Here is a 15,755-nt window from a genome sequence, read left to right on the forward strand (position 1 = left end):
ATCCTTCAAGGTCCCGCTCAGTCTACCGCAACCCGCTCAGAGCACGAGGTTTTTCAGACTTTCCTTTATACATATCCAGATCAAATAACAAATCAGACTCCATATTGATATGTATCGGTCTATACGTCTTTACCTGATCCATCTTTGCCTCCTTAATAACAGTATTTATGACTTTTGTTATATGATACTTGTTGCTTCCATAGATCATTGAACAAATTATTTGCACTTCTTGCATCTTCTTCCGAATTATAAATATCAAATGGAAAAACCGAAGGTTCATGCAACATGATACCCCTACTGTTTGCCTGTAAATGGGATTTCATGGCGTAACTGGTGTAGTTGCCTAGCGGCAACCTATGCTTCGCATAGCGCACCTTACTTTCATCAAATTGTTCAATCCAAATGGATTTTTTGAAACGATTATCATCATCAACATCTTCATCATCTAGAACTTCTGACACTGATGAACTGATGACATCTTGCCAGTAAGAAAGGTTTATAGATATGCGTTCCCAAACATGTTTATGGAAAACAATTACGCCATGATAATGTGGAATGATAGGTTTAAGTAAAACATCATTTGGAATATATCCTTGCCTTGATGCTTCAACATCACTGGCAATGAACATAGAACAGATGATGTTATCATGTGGTTTTAGTTTTTCATAAAGTGTTCTATGAACATTTTTGTAAATTGTTTCTTTTTCATATTTCGAATTATTCAAATGCTTCACTGGGGCAGTGAAAACCAAAGTCCGCTTTTCGGCATCACCTTTTCTGGTGTGATTGTGAAGCAGTCTTGATAAATACATTATGGTTTCTTGCTGTTCTTGTAGTCTTTTCATTTTGAATATTCCTTTCATAAAGTTTTTATTTCATTTGGCAATAGTGAACTATATGCAGGGTTTTTGACCCTACACGGTGATCTGTTTAATTTTTTGGCAGTTTGCACACACATCTAGGATGCGCTTTGACAGAAGTGAAAAAATGCCACTTCTATTTATACGTCATATGTATGTATTTTTGTGATTTTGTAAAAATTTTTCCGATAATCAGAAAGAATTTTATTTATTTAATGGGCAAGCATTTTTCCTGCATCCAATTTGTTATATCATCTTCCAACCACGCAACTGCACGATGACCGATTTTATAATTTTTTGGAAACGTCCCTTTAGACATATGTTCGTAGATTGCTGAACGTGAAAGACCAGTTCTGTTTTCAACTTCTTTTCTGCGAATAAACTTCATTTTTACCTCCTTTGTTTAATGAATGTGGAGGACTTATAGCATATAAAAATTTTCACTGCATGGGTAAGATAACAAGACCTTTTTTACCCACAGCTTGTTTTTCCGGCCTTGTTTTCTCTTTTATATATTGATCTTAAACTATCGAACCCATAACCCGTAGAGAATTGAGCATATCCCATCTTCCAAAGTTCTATCGCCGCTTCTGCAACCACATCGCATGCGCTTTGACGATGTTTTGCCTCATCATTCCTAGTAGGGTTCAAACCATGCTGCGCAGCAAATTTTATTGCAAAATATTTTCGCTCATCGTCATGCGGACTACGTTTTGATTTTTTCTTACTTTGGTTGGAAAAGTTAGGCGGATTAATCAAGTGTTGCACAACAAACCCCCGTAGAGCATCTGATAACGGCTCATCACGTGCTAGCTTTGCCGCCACACCAAATAGAAGAACATTGTATGAAGATTGATGTTCCTGCGCTTCTTGCAGAAGCGCCTCTTCTCGAAGATTTATGTCATGCTCGACAAGCATCAGAATCTCATCAAGTTTGCTGTCATCTTTGAGGAGTTCTCTGGCGGGGTCGTAATGCTTTAAGCCCTCGGGCGCATCGTCTTTGTCGACACTGTCCCCAAAGGCAATGACCGCACTCATGCTCTCGTTAGCAAGCATGAAAGCCATGACACGTGCTTTGATTTCCGAGAGAGGCAAACCTTGTGGTTTTGAACCAGTCAGCGTGAGATCGCCAACCTTCCGCAACCTTGCCATCAATGGGGATTCGCTGTCTTCATCCTTCATGCCTTATTGGATGAAGGTGCGGTTGCTCCTGTCAAGTTTGCTGGATCAAGGATTTTCAGTTGGGGACAAATTTAGGGACATGTGAATTTCGCAAGCCCTTAAGTCATTGATATATATAAGTAATTTTATAGTGGTATGGCGGAGACGAAGGGATTCGAACCCTCGAGACCCTTCCGGGCCTACTCCCTTAGCAGGGGAGCGCCTTCGACCACTCGGCCACGTCTCCGTCGACGCGTATAGCCCAGCAACTATCGGATATACAAGGGCATTCTTGAAACGACGGGCATTTTCTTGGAAAATCCAAGAACTCCTTGAAATCGCTGTTTTTCATGGCTCCTCCCGCCCACGGTTGAGACGCCAGTCAGGAAAGGTGCAAAGAAAAACGCCCGCCAGGGATACTGGCGAGCGCTGCGATCTTCGTGGGCATACCGAGTGTTCAGGTGTTAAACAGGAAATGCAGCACGTCGCCATCCTTGACGATATAGGCCTTGCCCTCGGCGCGCATCTTGCCGGCTTCCTTGGCGCCCTGTTCGCCATTGTTGGCGATGAAATCCTCATAGGCGATAGTTTCTGCCCGGATGAAACCTTTTTCGAAATCGCCGTGGATGACGCCTGCGGCCTGCGGTGCCGAGGTGCCCGCGCGGATGGTCCAGGCGCGGGCCTCTTTGGGGCCGACGGTGAAATAGGTTTCCAGATGCAGCAGCTCGTAGCCCGCGCGGATCAGACGGTCGAGCCCGGCTTCGCTGAGGCCCATTTCCTCAAGGAACATCTCTGCTTCTTCGGGATCCAGCTGGCTGATCTCCTCTTCGATCTGGGCCGAGATAATCACATGGGCATTGCCCTGTGCCGCTGCCATTTCCGCCACTTTGGCAGAGTATTCGTTGCCTTCAACGGATTCGGATTCGCCGACATTGCAGACATAAAGCACCGGTTTGGTGGTCAGCAGCTGCAGCATCCGCCAAGCCTTGGCATCTTCGGCGTCAACCTCGACGAGGCGCGCGGGTTTGCCCTCTTCCAGCATCGCCTGGGCGTCGGCCAGAAGGCGATCCTGCTGCTGGGCCTCCTTGTCATTGCCCTTCAGCTTGCGCACGAGGCCCGCACGGCGTTTCTCGATGCTTTCTAGGTCGGCCAGCATCAGTTCGGTTTCGATGGTTTCAGCATCGGCCACCGGATCGACGCGCCCTTCGACGTGGGTCACATCGCCGTCTTCGAAACAGCGCAGCACATGGGCGATGGCGTCCACTTCGCGGATATTGGCCAGGAATTGGTTGCCCAGCCCTTCGCCCTTGGAGGCGCCTTTGACGAGGCCGGCGATGTCCACGAATGTCATCCGTGTCGGGATGATCTGTTTCGATCCCGCGACGGCTGCCAGTTTATCAAGGCGCGCATCGGGCACCCCGACCTCGCCCACATTCGGCTCGATCGTGCAGAACGGAAAATTCGCTGCCTGCGCCGAGGCCGTTTTCGTCAATGCATTGAACAATGTCGACTTACCAACATTGGGCAGACCGACGATTCCCATTTTAAAGCCCATACCGGCCTCCTGATGCCACTTGGGAGCCGCTTCTAGGCAGCATTGCGCGGTGGCGCAAGCGGTCATGGCCCCGCAGGGACCATTGTCATCTGCCCCGACCGCCCCGTTCACGCCATATCACGGCCGCTATCATTGTCTTGATTTTCCTGTTGCAAACGGACTTCAATACCCATGTCCCGGTCACCCAATTCTCCTGATGCTGAGTGAGACGATGAAATACATTGCTGCCCTGACCGCCGTCCTTTTGTCCGCAGGCGCCGCCGCCGCGCAGGACCGCGAACTTTCTGTCGGGATCGGATACTCCGAATTTTCCCGGCCCGGTTCGGAAAACAGCGCGCTTGTGTCGCTGGATTACCGGCACCACGCGTTTTACGAAAAGGGCATCTTTTCCGCCCGTTTCGGTGCTGCCCTGGACGTGCAGGAGACCGGAGACCTCTTCATCGGCGCCGGTGTGGCGGGCAAATGGGATCTGGGCCAATCCTGGTTCATCGAGGCCAGTGTCCTGCCGGGCGCCTATTTCGAAAGCGTGGCACTGAACGATCTGGGGTCAACCTTCGAGATCCGCAGCATGGCAGGCGTCGGACGCAGCTTTGCCAACGGAACCGCCCTGTCGCTGTCCCTGTCGCATAAATCCAATGCTTCGACCGCCGATATCAATCCCGGCGTAAATTCCCTGCATCTGCGCTGGCATTTTCCGCTGTGATCTGGGGCATGTGCTGCAGGGTTGATGTTGCTTGGGATTGATTTCCGGCAGAACATTCGGCACACCAGAGCGGACATCACAAACAAGGCCCGATCATGACCCGCATTGACGCCAAATTCGCCGAGCTTTCGGCCGCCGGAAAGAAAGCTTTCGTCTCCTATGTCATGGCCGGAGATCCGGATTTCGACACCGCGCTGGAGGTGGTCAAGGGACTGCCTGCCGCCGGGGTCGACATTATCGAACTGGGCCTGCCCTTTACCGATCCGATGGCGGATGGGCCCACCATTCAGTTGGCCGGGCAACGGGCGCTGGACGCCGGGATGACCCTGGAACGTACCCTGCAGTTGGCCGCGGAATTCCGCAAAGGTGACGACACCACACCGATCGTGCTGATGGGCTATTACAACCCGATCTATAACCGCGGCGTCGATAAGTTTCTGACCGACGCCAAGGCCGCCGGGATCGACGGGCTGATCGTGGTCGACCTGCCCCCGGAAGAAGACGATGAGCTGTGCATTCCCGCCCAGGCCGCCGGGCTGAACTTCATTCGCCTTGCGACGCCCACTACCGATGACAAACGCCTGCCGCGGGTGCTGCAGAACACCTCGGGCTTTGTCTATTACGTCTCCATCACCGGCATTACCGGCGCCGCCGAGGCCGAAGCAGGCGATGTTGGACCGGAAGTGGCGCGCATCAAGGCCGCCACCGACCTGCCGGTGATCGTGGGCTTTGGCATCAATACCCCGGAAAAGGCGCGCAATATCGCGTCGATTTCGGACGGTGCCGTAGTCGGCAGCGCCATCGTCAGCCAGATAGCCGCCGGAAAACCGGTGGAAGAGGTTCTGGCCTTTGTGAAATCGCTGTCGGATGGCGCCCACGCCGCCTGACGCCTCCTTCAGAACAACAACCTGATCCGCGTTTGCGGATCAGGTGGGTCAGGGCAGGCTGCTCCCGGCAAGCGCGCGCGCCATTGCCGCAACAAGGTCGGATTTGCGGGTTGGTTTGGCCACATGCGCCGTCATGCCCTGCGCCAGATAGCCCTCGATCTGATGCGCCATCGCATTGGCCGAAATGGCAATGATCGGCACCGGCGCACGACCCTCTTCACGTTCGGCGCGGCGGATCTCACCGGTTGCGGCAACACCGTCCATAACGGGCATGTTCACGTCCATCAGGATCAGGTCGGCGCCACCCGCCCGCCAGAGCGCACAGAGCTCGGCCCCATCCGGCAGAATGGTCAGCTCCAGATCGAACTCCTTCAGCAGGTGGCGCAGGACCAGTTGATTGGTCAGATTGTCCTCAGCCGCCAGCACCCGCCAGCGGTGACGCTGCAACACCTCATTACTCCAGTCCAGTTCGTCCTGCGCCGGATCCTCCGCACTGGGTTCGCTGCTTTGTAACACCAGTGAGACATGGAATTCGCTGCCCTCCCCGGCTGCACTGGTGAAATCGATCCCGCCGCCCATTTCCCGGCAGATCTGCTGCGCCACCACCAGCCCCAGCCCGGTCCCGCCATGCAGCCGGTTCACGCTGACCTCGGCCTGAGCAAAGGGACTGAACAGTTTCTTGTGCTGCGCCGCGTGGATGCCACTGCCGGTATCGCGGATTCTGAAATCCAGCGCCACGCAGCCGTTTGTTACCTCCCGCGCGTGAACGGTAAAGGTCACCGCCCCTTCGGAAGTGAACTTCAGCGCATTGGCCAGAAGATTGCCCAAAACCTGAGTAAGCCGCGTCGGATCCAGTTCAGCCCAGACCTCTTTGCGGGCCATAAGCCCGCTCAACACGCTGGTAAAGGACAGGCCCTTTGCTTCGACCCGGGGGCGAAACTGGCGGCAGAGGGAGTGAAATACCTCAGTCACGCAGGTTGGCATCATCTCCAGTTCAAGCTTACCCGCTTCGACCTTGGAGAGATCCAGAATGTCATTGACGATGGTCAGCAACAGATTGCCGCTGTCAGCGATGGTATCAAGCGCCTGTTTCTGATCCTCGCGCATGCCGCTGTCGGCCAGCACCTCGGCCATGCCCAGAACGCCGTTCAACGGCGTCCTGATTTCATGGCTCATCACTGCCAGAAAGGCCGACTTGGCCTGGTTGGCCGCTTCGGCCTCCTGCCGAGCGGCCCGTTCCTGCTCAAGTGCAAGGCGCAGATCGGCAGTTGTTGCCGTTGCGGGCAACCTGGGTTCGGAATTGCGGTTCACTGTCGAAATGACATGCCTCAATCGGTTCGTACGTTTCAATAATCGCCCAAACCCATACAGACACCGCCCTGAGCCGGCCTCAAATGGCGCCAGAAATACGGCTACCCTGCAAGATTTCGACGTCTTGTTTTGAAACCTATAGGTTTTCTAAAATAAATATACCGTAAAATTTTACCGACAGACAATTTGCGCAGGCCATCATTGCGCCAGCAGGGTGAAATTGGTAAACAATCCTGACCACCACTAGGGCGAGGACGAACCGGTGCCTGTTATCACCAATATCAACGACCTGAAGCGCATCTACGAACGCCGCGTTCCCCGGATGTTTTACGACTACGCCGAAAGCGGCAGCTGGACCGAGCAGACGTTCCGCGAGAACACCTCGGATTTTGAACAGATCCGCCTGCGCCAGCGCGTAGCCGTTGATATGTCCGGCCGCTCCACCGCCAGCCAGATGATCGGCCAGGACGTTGCCATGCCGGTAGCGCTGGCGCCGGTCGGCCTCACCGGCATGCAACACGCCGATGGTGAAATCAAAGCCGCCCGCGCCGCTGAGGCCTTTGGTGTGCCCTTTACCCTCTCGACCATGTCGATCAACTCGATCGAGGACGTGGCGGAGGCGACAAACAAACCCTTCTGGTTCCAGCTTTACACCATGAAGGACGAAGACTACGTGCGTCGCCTGATCGAACGTGCCAAGGCGGCCAAATGTTCGGCGCTGGTGATCACGCTGGACCTTCAGATCCTTGGGCAGCGCCACAAGGACCTGAAAAACGGTCTTTCCGCACCACCGAAACTGACACCCAAGACCATCGCCAACCTGATGACGAAATGGGCTTGGGGCATCGAAATGCTGGGCGCGAAGCGCCGCGAATTCGGCAATATCGTCGGCCACGTCGAAGGCATTTCCGATGCGTCTTCGCTGGGGGCCTGGACGGCCGAGCAATTCGACCCCTCGCTCGACTGGGGCAAGATCGAAAAGCTGAAAGAGATGTGGGGCGGCAAGGTGATCCTGAAAGGGATCCTGGACGCAGAAGATGCCAAGATGGCCGCCAAGGTCGGCGCCGATGCCATCACTGTCTCCAACCACGGCGGGCGCCAGTTGGACGGGGCGCTCAGCTCGATCCGGATGCTGCCGCAGATCATGGATGCTGTCGGCGACGAGGTCGAAGTGCATCTGGACAGTGGTATCCGCTCAGGTCAGGACGTCCTGAAGGCGCTGGCGCTGGGGGCCAAGGGCACCATGATAGGCCGCGCCTTTGTCTATGGTCTGGGTGCCATGGGGCAGAAGGGTGTGACAACTGCTCTGGAAGTCATCCAGAAAGAGCTGGACACCACAATGGCCCTGTGCGGCGAGCGCAACGTGGCGGATCTTGGCCGTCATAACCTGCTGGTCCCCGAAGGGTTCGAAGGGCGCTGGCAGGACTGATCTCCGGCAGCGATTTTTAAGCTTTGCATTGCGGGGATTCTCCGCTATACGCGCGGCTTCACGCGGGGTGACAGCCTTGGAGGCATCCCGCCCTAACATATTGGAGAATTAAAATGGCTGGAGAGATTCCTGATCTCGTTTGCCAGGAACGTGCGGGGACGGGCAAGGGCGCCGCTCGCGCAGCGCGTCGCGCTGGCATGGTTCCTGGTGTTGTTTTTGGTGGTGACGTTGATCCCATTGCGATCCAGATCCCCTTTAACGAGCTGTTCAAAAAGCTGAAAGCCGGTCGCTTCAAGTCCACTCTGTGGAACCTGAAGGTTGAAGGTCAGGAAGACGTCCGCGTCATCTGCCGCGACGTCCAGCGTGACGTGGTCAAGGACCTGCCGACTCACTTTGACCTGATGCGCCTGCGCCGCACCACCAAGATCAACCTGTTCATCCCGGTTGAGTTCGTCGGTGAAGACGTTGCACCCGGAATCAAAAAAGGCGGCATGCTGTCCGTCGTCCGCCCCGAGGTGGAACTGGTCGTGACCGCTGGCGATATTCCGGAGAAGCTCGTCGTGGACATCTCCGAGCTGCAGATCGGTGACACCGTCACCATCTCGTCGATTGACCTTCCGAACGGCACCAAGCCGACCATCGACCGCGACTTCGTGATTGCGAACATCGCAGCACCTGCTGGCCTGGCTGCCTCGGACGACGAGGAAGAAGGCGAAGCGGAAGAAGCCGCAGAAGAATAAGATCTACGCCACATTGGCAGGATCAAGGAACGGAGCCCTTTTCGGGCTCCGTTTTCTTTTGCCACACCGAAAACCGTCGACGGGCCCCGGCACTGGATTTCCCGGCGCGCAGCAGGCATGTATCAGGCAAAGATCTGCAAACAGCGAGAGAGCCCATGAAACTCTTTGTCGGACTGGGGAACCCCGGCGCCAAATACGAAAGAAACCGGCACAATATCGGCTTCATGGCGCTGGACCGGATCGCCGAAGACCACGGATTTTCCCCTTGGAAGTCGAAATTCCAGGGACAGATCTGCGAAGGCACCCTGGGCGGTGAAAAAGTGCTGCTGCTGAAGCCGCAGACCTTCATGAACAATTCCGGCCAGTCCGTCGGGGAAACCATGCGATTCTACAAGCTGACACCAGCGGATGTCACCGTGCTGCATGACGAACTGGATCTGGCTCCCGGCAAGGCGCGCGTCAAACAGGGCGGTGGCCACGCGGGCCACAACGGGCTGCGCTCGATCCACGCCCATATCGGCGCAGACTACGCCCGCGTACGTCTGGGCATCGGTCATCCCGGCCACAAGGACGCCGTAGCAGGTTATGTGCTACGCGATTTCCCCAAGGCGGACGAAGACTGGCTCGACGACCTGATGCGCGGCATTTCCGACGGCGCAGCATCGCTGGCCAAAGGGGACGGCGGCAAATTCATGAATGCGGTTGCCCTGCGCACCGCGCCGCCACGCAGCTCCACTTCGCCCAAGGGGCAGGAGAAGCAGGCCAAGGCGGAAAAGCAGGCGGACAAAGCCCCCGAGACACAGGACAACCGCTCCCCGCTTGAGCGTCTGGTGGACAAATTCAAGTAGGCTGCTTTCCGTTGCGTCCGCTTTGCGCGGGTTCACCCCGGCGGCTAGGCTGACCGTAAAGGGGAGGAAAGACATGCGCAAACTCATGCGGATAGCCGGGCGTGTCCTGGCCATTGCAGCCGTTGTCCTGCTGGCGGCAGGCCTGTGGAAACGGGACGAGATCATGCGCCTTTGGGCGGTGAATTCGCTGTTTGCCGAAGACAGGATCGTGGCAAATTTCTCCAACATGGAGGGCGCCTTTCTGACCCGGCCGGTGTCGCGCGGCGACGGACCCGTCGTGCCCCTTGCCACAGGCGAGGCGATGACCCTGCCCGCCGGAGCGGACGACTGGATCGATGCCCGCGCCGTGACCTCTCTTCTGGTGCTGAAGGACGGGAAGATCCGGCACGAAAGCTATCACCTTGGCACTGCTGAGGCGGACCGGCGGATCTCCTGGTCGGTGGCGAAAAGCTATCTTTCGGCGCTGTTCGGGATCCTACTGGAGGAAGGCGCGATTGCCTCTCTCGACGATCCGGTCACCACATACGCGCCGCTGCTGAAAGGCAGCGCCTATGACGGCGCCAGCATCCGTAACGTGCTCAACATGGCCAGCGGCGTCACCTTTGACGAGGATTACCTGGATTATGATTCCGACATTAACCGCATGGGCCGCGAGATCGCATTGGGCGGGGCGCTGGACCAGTTCGCTGCCGATTTGAAGGACAGCTTCGCCGCTCCGGGCAGCACCTGGCAATATGTGTCGATTGACACCCATGTGATCGGCATGGTGATCCGGGGCGCCACCGGGCGCAGCATTCCGGACCTCCTGTCGGAAAAGATCATCACCCCGCTGGGGCTGGAACAGGCACCCTATTACGTGACCGATGGCGACGGCGTGGCCTTTGTGCTGGGCGGGCTCAATATCACCACCCGCGATTATGCCCGGTTCGGTCTGTTGATAGAACAGGACGGCCGGTACAACGGACAGCAGATCGTGCCTGCCGACTGGATCGCCGCCTCGACCCGCCCCTCAGCTCCGACCAAGGAGGGCAAGATCGGATATGGCTATCAATGGTGGGTTCCCATCGGCGCCCATGACGGCGAATTCCTCGCCCGCGGTGTCTATGGCCAATACGTCTATATCGACCAGGACCGGGACGTGGTGATCGTCAGCACGGCAGCAGACAGAAAATTCCGCGACAAGGGCGTAAACCGCGCTAATATCGAGATGTTTCGACAGATCGCCCGCGCATTATAGGGAAGCCCGCATGGAAAAAGACGACAGCATCAACGTTCTGGGAGAGGCGCTTGAGCCCTGCTCCACCGATCCGATGACCGGCTTTTTCCGCGATGGCGCCTGCAACACCTGCGCGGCGGATCAGGGCAGCCACACCGTCTGCGCGGTGATGACGGCAGAGTTCCTTGCTTATTCGAAATATGTGGGAAATGACCTCAGCACGCCACGACCCGAATTCCAGTTCAAGGGACTAAAACCCGGCGATTGCTGGTGCCTCTGCGCCGCTCGGTTCCTGCAGGCCGCCGATGAAGGCTGTGCGCCGCGAGTGAACCTGAAAGGCACCCACCAACGGGCGCTGGACATTGTTCCAATCGACGTCCTGAAGGCCCACAGTGCCTAAGCGCAGACCCTAGCCGTCGTCACTCATCAGATCCTCGATGAACAGGCTCAGCAGCTGCGTGCGGCCGCTGACCCCGGCCTTGCGGTAGATCGCATTGCTCTGCGCCTTGACCGTGCCGTCCGAGGTTTGGCGCAGCTCTGCGATTTCCGAAAGACTGAGGCCCTTGAGGGAAAACAGCGCCACATCGCGTTCGGCTGGGGTCAGACCCCAGGCGCAGAACCGTTCCTCTAGGTGATCCTTGAAGGCGGATTGCATCAGGCGCAGGCTTTCCTCGACCGCGCGCACCCGTTGCTGGCTGCGCCGGTAGGCAATCCAGCCCAGCACCACCCCCAGCACGAGCCCCAGTGCGGCGCCGATTTCCAGAAATTCGCGGGTCTGCCAACTGATCGGACGGGACCGCAGCCCCAGCACCGTAAGCGCAATATCGGAAACAAAGAACGTGGCGCAAATGCCCTGCACCAATACCAGAACGGGAAGAAACCACCCCGTCTTCATGCGGCTGCCCTGCGTTTGGTCAGCACAGGCGCGCCCGGCCCATGATCAGTCATCGCCGTCCCCGCCTTCGCCATCGCCACCTTCACCGGAGCCGCCCTGCCCTTCGCCACCCTGTCCGTCACCCCCATGACCGCCGTGGCCGCCCGCGCCGGGACCATCGCCGTTGCCGCCATCGTCAGATCCGTCATCCCCGTCTTCGCCGCCATCATCCCCGTCGCTGTCTCCGTCTTCGCCACCAAGGCGATCAAACAGGCTGAAAAGGCCGCTGCTGGCGCTGTCGTCATCCTTGTCTTCGATGTAATCGCGCAGGATCTCACCGGTGCCGGGGTTCACAATGATCTCGCGCTCGGTCCGGTTGGTTGTGGCCACGATCCTGTAGCGGCCAAGGAAAGTCCGCGTCACCACGATTTCGCCATAACCCTGCTGGCGCAGCTGATCGGTAATTCTGTCCGTGAAGGGGTCGGCCAAGGCAACACCCGGCTGGACCAGCAACATGACAAGCACAAAGAGGACGTGAGCAATCCGGCGGCGCATGGGCTGTGTCCTCCTTTGTGTGAAAATGGACGGTTCGATAGGGGCCTTGTGGGACAATGCCACTGATCGGCAGAAAAGCTCAACCGCGGTATCAGGCAGAAAATACCGCGGTTGAACCTTGTGAGGCGCCGGGGGAAATGGAGCGTTGGGACGGATGCTCCACAGGCGCCTTGGGTGCGCTTAAGGGACGCGCGTCGGGTTAGTCGTGACCTTCACCACCGTTTCCTTCACCACCATGGCCTTCGCCACCGCCGCCGTGGCCCTCGCCGCCGTGGCCTTCACCACCATGGCCCTCGCCACCGTGACCTTCACCACCTTCACCGTGGCCTTCACCACCTTCACCGTGGCCTTCACCGCCCTCGCCGTGGCCCTCTCCATGGCCTTCGCCGTGGTCGTCTTCACCCGCATCATCGGACTTCCCATAGGCATAGGCATGCTCATTTTGGTTCTGATGCTGGTTCTGGTTCTGATAGGCGTGCTCGTAGGAATTCTGGTTCTGCTCGCCCGAGCCTGTCTCGGTAGAGGCATAGGTGGTCGCTGCAAGGCCCAAGAGGATTGCGGTGCTGGTCAGAAGTACGCGGTTCATCAGGATCTTCCTTTTATTGATCACGTTGGCGGTGGGTTTTCAGCCGCCTTGACCCAGACTGAACCGCTCGGCCCGGCAAGAACCATTCGACAGAGGTTTAAATTCCGGCCGGACTGCGGTTGGTTTAGGGCGCATAAACCTGGGTTTATGGCCCCGAAAACGAAAAAAGAGCCGCCAAATGGCAGCTCTTTTCCTGTGTTTACAGATAGATCAGGAGATCTGGATCAGTCTTCCAGATCGCGCCCCTCTTCGGTGTCGGACATGTCAAACCCCAGATGGCGCGCCACAGTGAAGATGTCCTTGTCGCCGCGACCGCACATGTTCATCACGATGATATGGTCCTTGGGCAGGGTCGGCGCGATCTTCATCACATGGGCCAGCGCGTGGCTCGGCTCCAGCGCCGGGATGATTCCCTCCATTGCGCAGGACAGTTGGAACGCCTCCAGCGCTTCCTTGTCGGTGATCGACACATATTCGGCGCGGCCCGTGTCATGCAGCCAAGCGTGCTCCGGGCCGATGCCGGGATAATCCAGACCCGCAGAGATCGAGAAGCCCTCGAGGATCTGACCATCGTCGTCCTGCAAGAGGTAGGTGCGGTTGCCGTGCAACACGCCCGGACGACCGCCGGTGAGCGAAGCGCAATGCTGCATCTTCTCGTCAACGCCCTTGCCGCCAGCCTCGACGCCGATAATGCCAACGCTCTTGTCGTCCAGGAACGGGTAGAACAGACCCATCGCGTTCGAACCGCCGCCAATGGCTGCAACCAGCGTATCAGGCAGGCGGCCTTCGCCTTCCTGCTCGGCCAGCTGCCAGCGCACTTCCTTGCCGATGACGGACTGGAAATCGCGCACCATCGCCGGATAGGGGTGCGGACCTGCCACGGTGCCGATGCAGTAGAAGGTATCGCGCACGTTGGTCACCCAGTCGCGCAGCGCATCGTTCATCGCATCCTTCAGCGTGCCCCGGCCCGAGGTCACCGGAATCACCTCGGCGCCCAGCAGACGCATGCGGAACACGTTCGGGGCCTGACGTTTGACGTCATGGGCACCCATGTAGACCACACATTTCAGGCCGAACTTGGCGCAGACAGTCGCCGTGGCGACGCCGTGCTGACCGGCACCGGTTTCGGCGATGATCCGGGTCTTGCCCATGCGGCGCGCCAGCAAGATCTGACCCAGCACGTTGTTCACCTTGTGGGCGCCGGTGTGGTTCAGCTCGTCCCGCTTCATATAGATCTTGGCGCCGCCCAGATGATTGGTCAGGCGCTCGGCAAAATACAGCGGGCTGGGACGGCCCACGTAGTTCTTCCACAGATCGTCCATTTCGGCCCAGAAGGTCGGGTCGTCCTTGGCCCGGTCGTATTCCTCTTCAAGGCTGAGGATCAGCGGCATCAGCGTTTCACTGACGAAACGCCCGCCGAAAATGCCAAAGCGACCCTTTTCGTCGGGCCCGTTCATGAAGCTGTTGAAAAGATCTTCGGCCATGATTGTTCCTCTCTGCGCGGCACTGCTTCTGAGTATAGCGCAGCAGGCGACGGGTAAAGAGACACCAGACAGGAATCGCGCCATCTGCGGTAAAGTCACCGGGATGACCGGCGCGAAGCCGGGACGCGGCTCCGGTAGACGCAAGCCCGTCGCCAATCTGGGCTTAAGCCGTTGCGTGCTCCACAAAGGCGCGGATCAGGTCCGCATCCTTGACGCGGGGGGCGCTTTCAACGCCCGAGGACACATCGACCTGACGGGCACCGGTCATCCGGATTGCCTCGGCAACGTTCTCCGGGGTCAGACCACCGGCCAGCATCCAAGGCTTGCGCCAGTATTTGCGCCCGGCCAGCAGGCGCCAGTCAAAGGCAAGCCCGTTGCCCCCCGGCAGGTCAGCGCCCTTGGGCGGCTTGGCATCGATCAGCAGTTGGTCAGCCACATCGGAGTAAATATCAATCTGCGCCAGGTCCGCCGCGTCAGCCACCCCGATGGCCTTCATCACAGGCAGGCCGTAGCGCGCCTTGACCTCGGCCACGCGCTGGGGCGTTTCCTTGCCGTGCAGCTGCAACATGTCCAGCGGCACGGTCTCTGTCAGCGCATCCAGCTCCGCATCGCCCGCGTTGACCGTCAGGGCAACCTTGCACAGACCCACGGGCGCATCAGCAGCTAGGGTTGCGGCAGTTTCATAAGAGACGTTGCGTGGTGATTTTTCGAAGAAGACAAAGCCCGCGTAGGCCGCGCCCGCGCGCGCCACGCAATCGACGTCCTGCGGCGTGCTGAGGCCGCAGACCTTTACCCGGATGTCAGCAGCCATCAGATCAGACCGAGTCGTCCAGCAATGCCAGAACTTCGTCTTTGCCTTCGTGCTTCTGTTTTTTCAGCTTCTGCACTTCGCGGGAAAGTTTCTTCACCTCGCGGGTCTGGTTACCGACCTCGCGACGGTGCTTGTGCTCGCGCAGCCATTCCCAGATGAAGCCAATCACCAGACCGGCCGCAACGCCGCCCAGAACCACGACAAACAGCGGCAGGGCGATGCCCGGGTTCCAGCCCACCAGTTCCGCCAGGGCGGTCGGCATCAGCTTCAGCTCCACGACAGAGCGGTTCGCAAGGCTCACCGAGACCAGAATGATCCCAAGCGAAGCCAGGATGGCATACCGAATATAGCGCATTTAAGCCTTTCCGTTCAGACGGTCCCTCAAGAGCTTTCCAGTCTTGAAGAACGGCACATGTTTTTCCTCAACATGGACCGTTTCGCCGGTACGGGGATTGCGACCAACCCGCGCATCGCGCTTTTTCACCGAAAAAGCGCCAAAGCCGCGCAGCTCAACCCGGTCACCCCGGGCCATCGCATCGGTCACTTCCTCAAATACCGTGTTCACGATCCTTTCGACGTCCCGCTGATACAGGTGCGGGTTTTCGTCTGCAATCTTCTGAATCAGTTCAGAGCGGATCATCCTTTCTGCCCTCCCAAGCCAACGCAATCCTTTGTCGAGTGTTCCCGACTATAGGAAAAAATCGGCGCGCCGGGAACAAAAACAGGCGTCACCAA

The 15,755-nt window shown here is 57.6% G+C and carries 19 protein-coding genes and 1 tRNA gene; 7 read left to right on the forward strand and 13 right to left on the reverse strand.

Annotated elements, in window-relative coordinates; all coding sequences use genetic code 11:
• Positions 1-152: 152 nt before the first annotated feature.
• The 5 genes from C6W91_RS17905 to ychF form a co-directional block, all read right to left on the reverse strand.
• Positions 153-845, reverse strand: a complete 693-nt coding sequence (locus C6W91_RS17905; RefSeq protein ID WP_370571251.1) for a hypothetical protein — start codon at positions 843-845, stop codon at positions 153-155.
• Between the two features lie 223 nt (positions 846-1,068).
• Positions 1,069-1,248 carry a helix-turn-helix transcriptional regulator gene (locus C6W91_RS17910; protein WP_370571252.1) on the reverse strand — a complete coding sequence of 60 codons (180 nt, stop codon included), beginning with the start codon at positions 1,246-1,248 and terminating at the stop codon, positions 1,069-1,071.
• Between the two features lie 83 nt (positions 1,249-1,331).
• Complete coding sequence (locus C6W91_RS17915) at positions 1,332-2,042, reverse strand: hypothetical protein (RefSeq protein ID WP_370571253.1); 711 nt, start codon at positions 2,040-2,042, stop codon at positions 1,332-1,334.
• Positions 2,043-2,178: 136 nt separating this feature from the next.
• A tRNA-Ser gene (locus tag C6W91_RS17920) sits at positions 2,179-2,268 on the reverse strand.
• Positions 2,269-2,478: 210 nt separating this feature from the next.
• Positions 2,479-3,576, reverse strand: coding sequence for a redox-regulated ATPase YchF (ychF, locus tag C6W91_RS17925; protein ID WP_065272349.1), 1,098 nt, complete (start codon positions 3,574-3,576; stop codon positions 2,479-2,481).
• 211 nt (positions 3,577-3,787) lie between these two features.
• On the opposite strand from ychF, the gene C6W91_RS17930 reads away from it, so the two are divergent.
• Together C6W91_RS17930 and trpA are read left to right on the forward strand one after the other, a co-directional pair.
• Positions 3,788-4,279, forward strand: a complete 492-nt coding sequence (locus tag C6W91_RS17930; RefSeq protein WP_274830573.1) for an acyloxyacyl hydrolase — start codon at positions 3,788-3,790, stop codon at positions 4,277-4,279.
• Between the two features lie 95 nt (positions 4,280-4,374).
• The gene (gene trpA, locus C6W91_RS17935; RefSeq protein ID WP_065272348.1) at positions 4,375-5,166 is read left to right on the forward strand and encodes a tryptophan synthase subunit alpha; all 792 of its coding nucleotides are present in this window, start codon (positions 4,375-4,377) and stop codon (positions 5,164-5,166) included.
• Between the two features lie 48 nt (positions 5,167-5,214).
• Here the strand turns inward: trpA and C6W91_RS17940 are convergent, their stop codons facing one another.
• Positions 5,215-6,453 carry an ATP-binding protein gene (locus C6W91_RS17940; RefSeq protein WP_370571254.1) on the reverse strand — a complete coding sequence of 413 codons (1,239 nt, stop codon included), beginning with the start codon at positions 6,451-6,453 and terminating at the stop codon, positions 5,215-5,217.
• 286 nt (positions 6,454-6,739) lie between these two features.
• Here C6W91_RS17940 and C6W91_RS17945 point away from each other — a divergent pair, with 286 nt between their 5' ends.
• The 5 genes from C6W91_RS17945 to C6W91_RS17965 all read left to right on the forward strand — a co-directional run bounded on the left by C6W91_RS17945 (position 6,740) and on the right by C6W91_RS17965 (position 11,110).
• Complete coding sequence (locus C6W91_RS17945) at positions 6,740-7,906, forward strand: alpha-hydroxy acid oxidase (RefSeq protein ID WP_274831529.1); 1,167 nt, start codon at positions 6,740-6,742, stop codon at positions 7,904-7,906.
• Positions 7,907-8,019: 113 nt separating this feature from the next.
• Entirely contained in the window at positions 8,020-8,646 is a 627-nt protein-coding gene (locus tag C6W91_RS17950; RefSeq protein WP_065272345.1) for a 50S ribosomal protein L25/general stress protein Ctc, read from the forward strand.
• Between the two features lie 155 nt (positions 8,647-8,801).
• Complete coding sequence (gene pth / locus C6W91_RS17955; protein WP_370571255.1) at positions 8,802-9,494, forward strand: aminoacyl-tRNA hydrolase; 693 nt, start codon at positions 8,802-8,804, stop codon at positions 9,492-9,494.
• 73 nt (positions 9,495-9,567) lie between these two features.
• The gene (locus C6W91_RS17960) at positions 9,568-10,731 is read left to right on the forward strand and encodes a serine hydrolase domain-containing protein (RefSeq protein ID WP_370571256.1); all 1,164 of its coding nucleotides are present in this window, start codon (positions 9,568-9,570) and stop codon (positions 10,729-10,731) included.
• A 10-nt stretch (positions 10,732-10,741) separates the two neighbouring features.
• Positions 10,742-11,110: a DUF2237 family protein gene (locus C6W91_RS17965; RefSeq protein WP_274830568.1), complete on the forward strand. Its 369-nt coding sequence runs from the start codon at positions 10,742-10,744 to the stop codon at positions 11,108-11,110.
• Between the two features lie 9 nt (positions 11,111-11,119).
• On the opposite strand, the gene C6W91_RS17970 is transcribed toward C6W91_RS17965, so the two are convergent.
• The 7 genes from C6W91_RS17970 to ihfB form a co-directional block, all read right to left on the reverse strand.
• Positions 11,120-11,605 (reverse strand): helix-turn-helix transcriptional regulator, encoded by a 486-nt coding sequence (locus C6W91_RS17970; protein ID WP_274838005.1) that lies wholly within the window; start codon positions 11,603-11,605, stop codon positions 11,120-11,122.
• A 45-nt stretch (positions 11,606-11,650) separates the two neighbouring features.
• On the reverse strand, positions 11,651-12,139 hold the full coding sequence (locus tag C6W91_RS17975; RefSeq protein WP_370571257.1) for a hypothetical protein: 489 nt from the start codon (positions 12,137-12,139) through the stop codon (positions 11,651-11,653).
• Between the two features lie 199 nt (positions 12,140-12,338).
• The gene (locus C6W91_RS17980) at positions 12,339-12,725 is read right to left on the reverse strand and encodes a hypothetical protein (protein WP_370571258.1); all 387 of its coding nucleotides are present in this window, start codon (positions 12,723-12,725) and stop codon (positions 12,339-12,341) included.
• Between the two features lie 224 nt (positions 12,726-12,949).
• Positions 12,950-14,209, reverse strand: coding sequence for a tryptophan synthase subunit beta (gene trpB / locus C6W91_RS17985; RefSeq protein WP_065272338.1), 1,260 nt, complete (start codon positions 14,207-14,209; stop codon positions 12,950-12,952).
• A 163-nt stretch (positions 14,210-14,372) separates the two neighbouring features.
• Positions 14,373-15,020, reverse strand: coding sequence for a phosphoribosylanthranilate isomerase (locus tag C6W91_RS17990; protein WP_370571259.1), 648 nt, complete (start codon positions 15,018-15,020; stop codon positions 14,373-14,375).
• 4 nt (positions 15,021-15,024) lie between these two features.
• Complete coding sequence (locus tag C6W91_RS17995) at positions 15,025-15,375, reverse strand: lipopolysaccharide assembly protein LapA domain-containing protein (RefSeq protein ID WP_065272336.1); 351 nt, start codon at positions 15,373-15,375, stop codon at positions 15,025-15,027.
• Positions 15,376-15,660 (reverse strand): integration host factor subunit beta, encoded by a 285-nt coding sequence (ihfB, locus tag C6W91_RS18000; RefSeq protein ID WP_065272335.1) that lies wholly within the window; start codon positions 15,658-15,660, stop codon positions 15,376-15,378.
• Between the last annotated feature and the right edge of the window lie 95 nt (positions 15,661-15,755).

Origin of the sequence: Phaeobacter sp. SYSU ZJ3003, from assembly GCF_041300735.1 — a bacterium.
Classification (GTDB): Bacteria; Pseudomonadota; Alphaproteobacteria; order Rhodobacterales; family Rhodobacteraceae; genus Phycobacter; species Phycobacter gallaeciensis_A.

What these genes read in the sequence shown, in the direction of transcription:
- ychF (WP_065272349.1), bottom strand. Translation starts at nt 3,576, where the DNA reads ATGGGCTTTAAAATGGGAATCGTCGGTCTGCCCAATGTTGGTAAGTCG.
- C6W91_RS17965 (WP_274830568.1), top strand. Translation starts at nt 10,742, where the DNA reads ATGGAAAAAGACGACAGCATCAACGTTCTGGGAGAGGCGCTTGAGCCC.
- C6W91_RS17950 (WP_065272345.1), top strand. Translation starts at nt 8,020, where the DNA reads ATGGCTGGAGAGATTCCTGATCTCGTTTGCCAGGAACGTGCGGGGACG.
- C6W91_RS17995 (WP_065272336.1), bottom strand. Translation starts at nt 15,375, where the DNA reads ATGCGCTATATTCGGTATGCCATCCTGGCTTCGCTTGGGATCATTCTG.
- C6W91_RS17975 (WP_370571257.1), bottom strand. Translation starts at nt 12,139, where the DNA reads ATGCGCCGCCGGATTGCTCACGTCCTCTTTGTGCTTGTCATGTTGCTG.
- C6W91_RS17905 (WP_370571251.1), bottom strand. Translation starts at nt 845, where the DNA reads ATGAAAAGACTACAAGAACAGCAAGAAACCATAATGTATTTATCAAGA.
- C6W91_RS17970 (WP_274838005.1), bottom strand. Translation starts at nt 11,605, where the DNA reads ATGAAGACGGGGTGGTTTCTTCCCGTTCTGGTATTGGTGCAGGGCATT.
- trpB (WP_065272338.1), bottom strand. Translation starts at nt 14,209, where the DNA reads ATGGCCGAAGATCTTTTCAACAGCTTCATGAACGGGCCCGACGAAAAG.
- ihfB (WP_065272335.1), bottom strand. Translation starts at nt 15,660, where the DNA reads ATGATCCGCTCTGAACTGATTCAGAAGATTGCAGACGAAAACCCGCAC.
- C6W91_RS17990 (WP_370571259.1), bottom strand. Translation starts at nt 15,020, where the DNA reads ATGGCTGCTGACATCCGGGTAAAGGTCTGCGGCCTCAGCACGCCGCAG.
- C6W91_RS17930 (WP_274830573.1), top strand. Translation starts at nt 3,788, where the DNA reads ATGAAATACATTGCTGCCCTGACCGCCGTCCTTTTGTCCGCAGGCGCC.
- trpA (WP_065272348.1), top strand. Translation starts at nt 4,375, where the DNA reads ATGACCCGCATTGACGCCAAATTCGCCGAGCTTTCGGCCGCCGGAAAG.
- pth (WP_370571255.1), top strand. Translation starts at nt 8,802, where the DNA reads ATGAAACTCTTTGTCGGACTGGGGAACCCCGGCGCCAAATACGAAAGA.
- C6W91_RS17910 (WP_370571252.1), bottom strand. Translation starts at nt 1,248, where the DNA reads ATGAAGTTTATTCGCAGAAAAGAAGTTGAAAACAGAACTGGTCTTTCA.
- C6W91_RS17960 (WP_370571256.1), top strand. Translation starts at nt 9,568, where the DNA reads ATGCGCAAACTCATGCGGATAGCCGGGCGTGTCCTGGCCATTGCAGCC.
- C6W91_RS17915 (WP_370571253.1), bottom strand. Translation starts at nt 2,042, where the DNA reads ATGAAGGATGAAGACAGCGAATCCCCATTGATGGCAAGGTTGCGGAAG.
- C6W91_RS17980 (WP_370571258.1), bottom strand. Translation starts at nt 12,725, where the DNA reads ATGAACCGCGTACTTCTGACCAGCACCGCAATCCTCTTGGGCCTTGCA.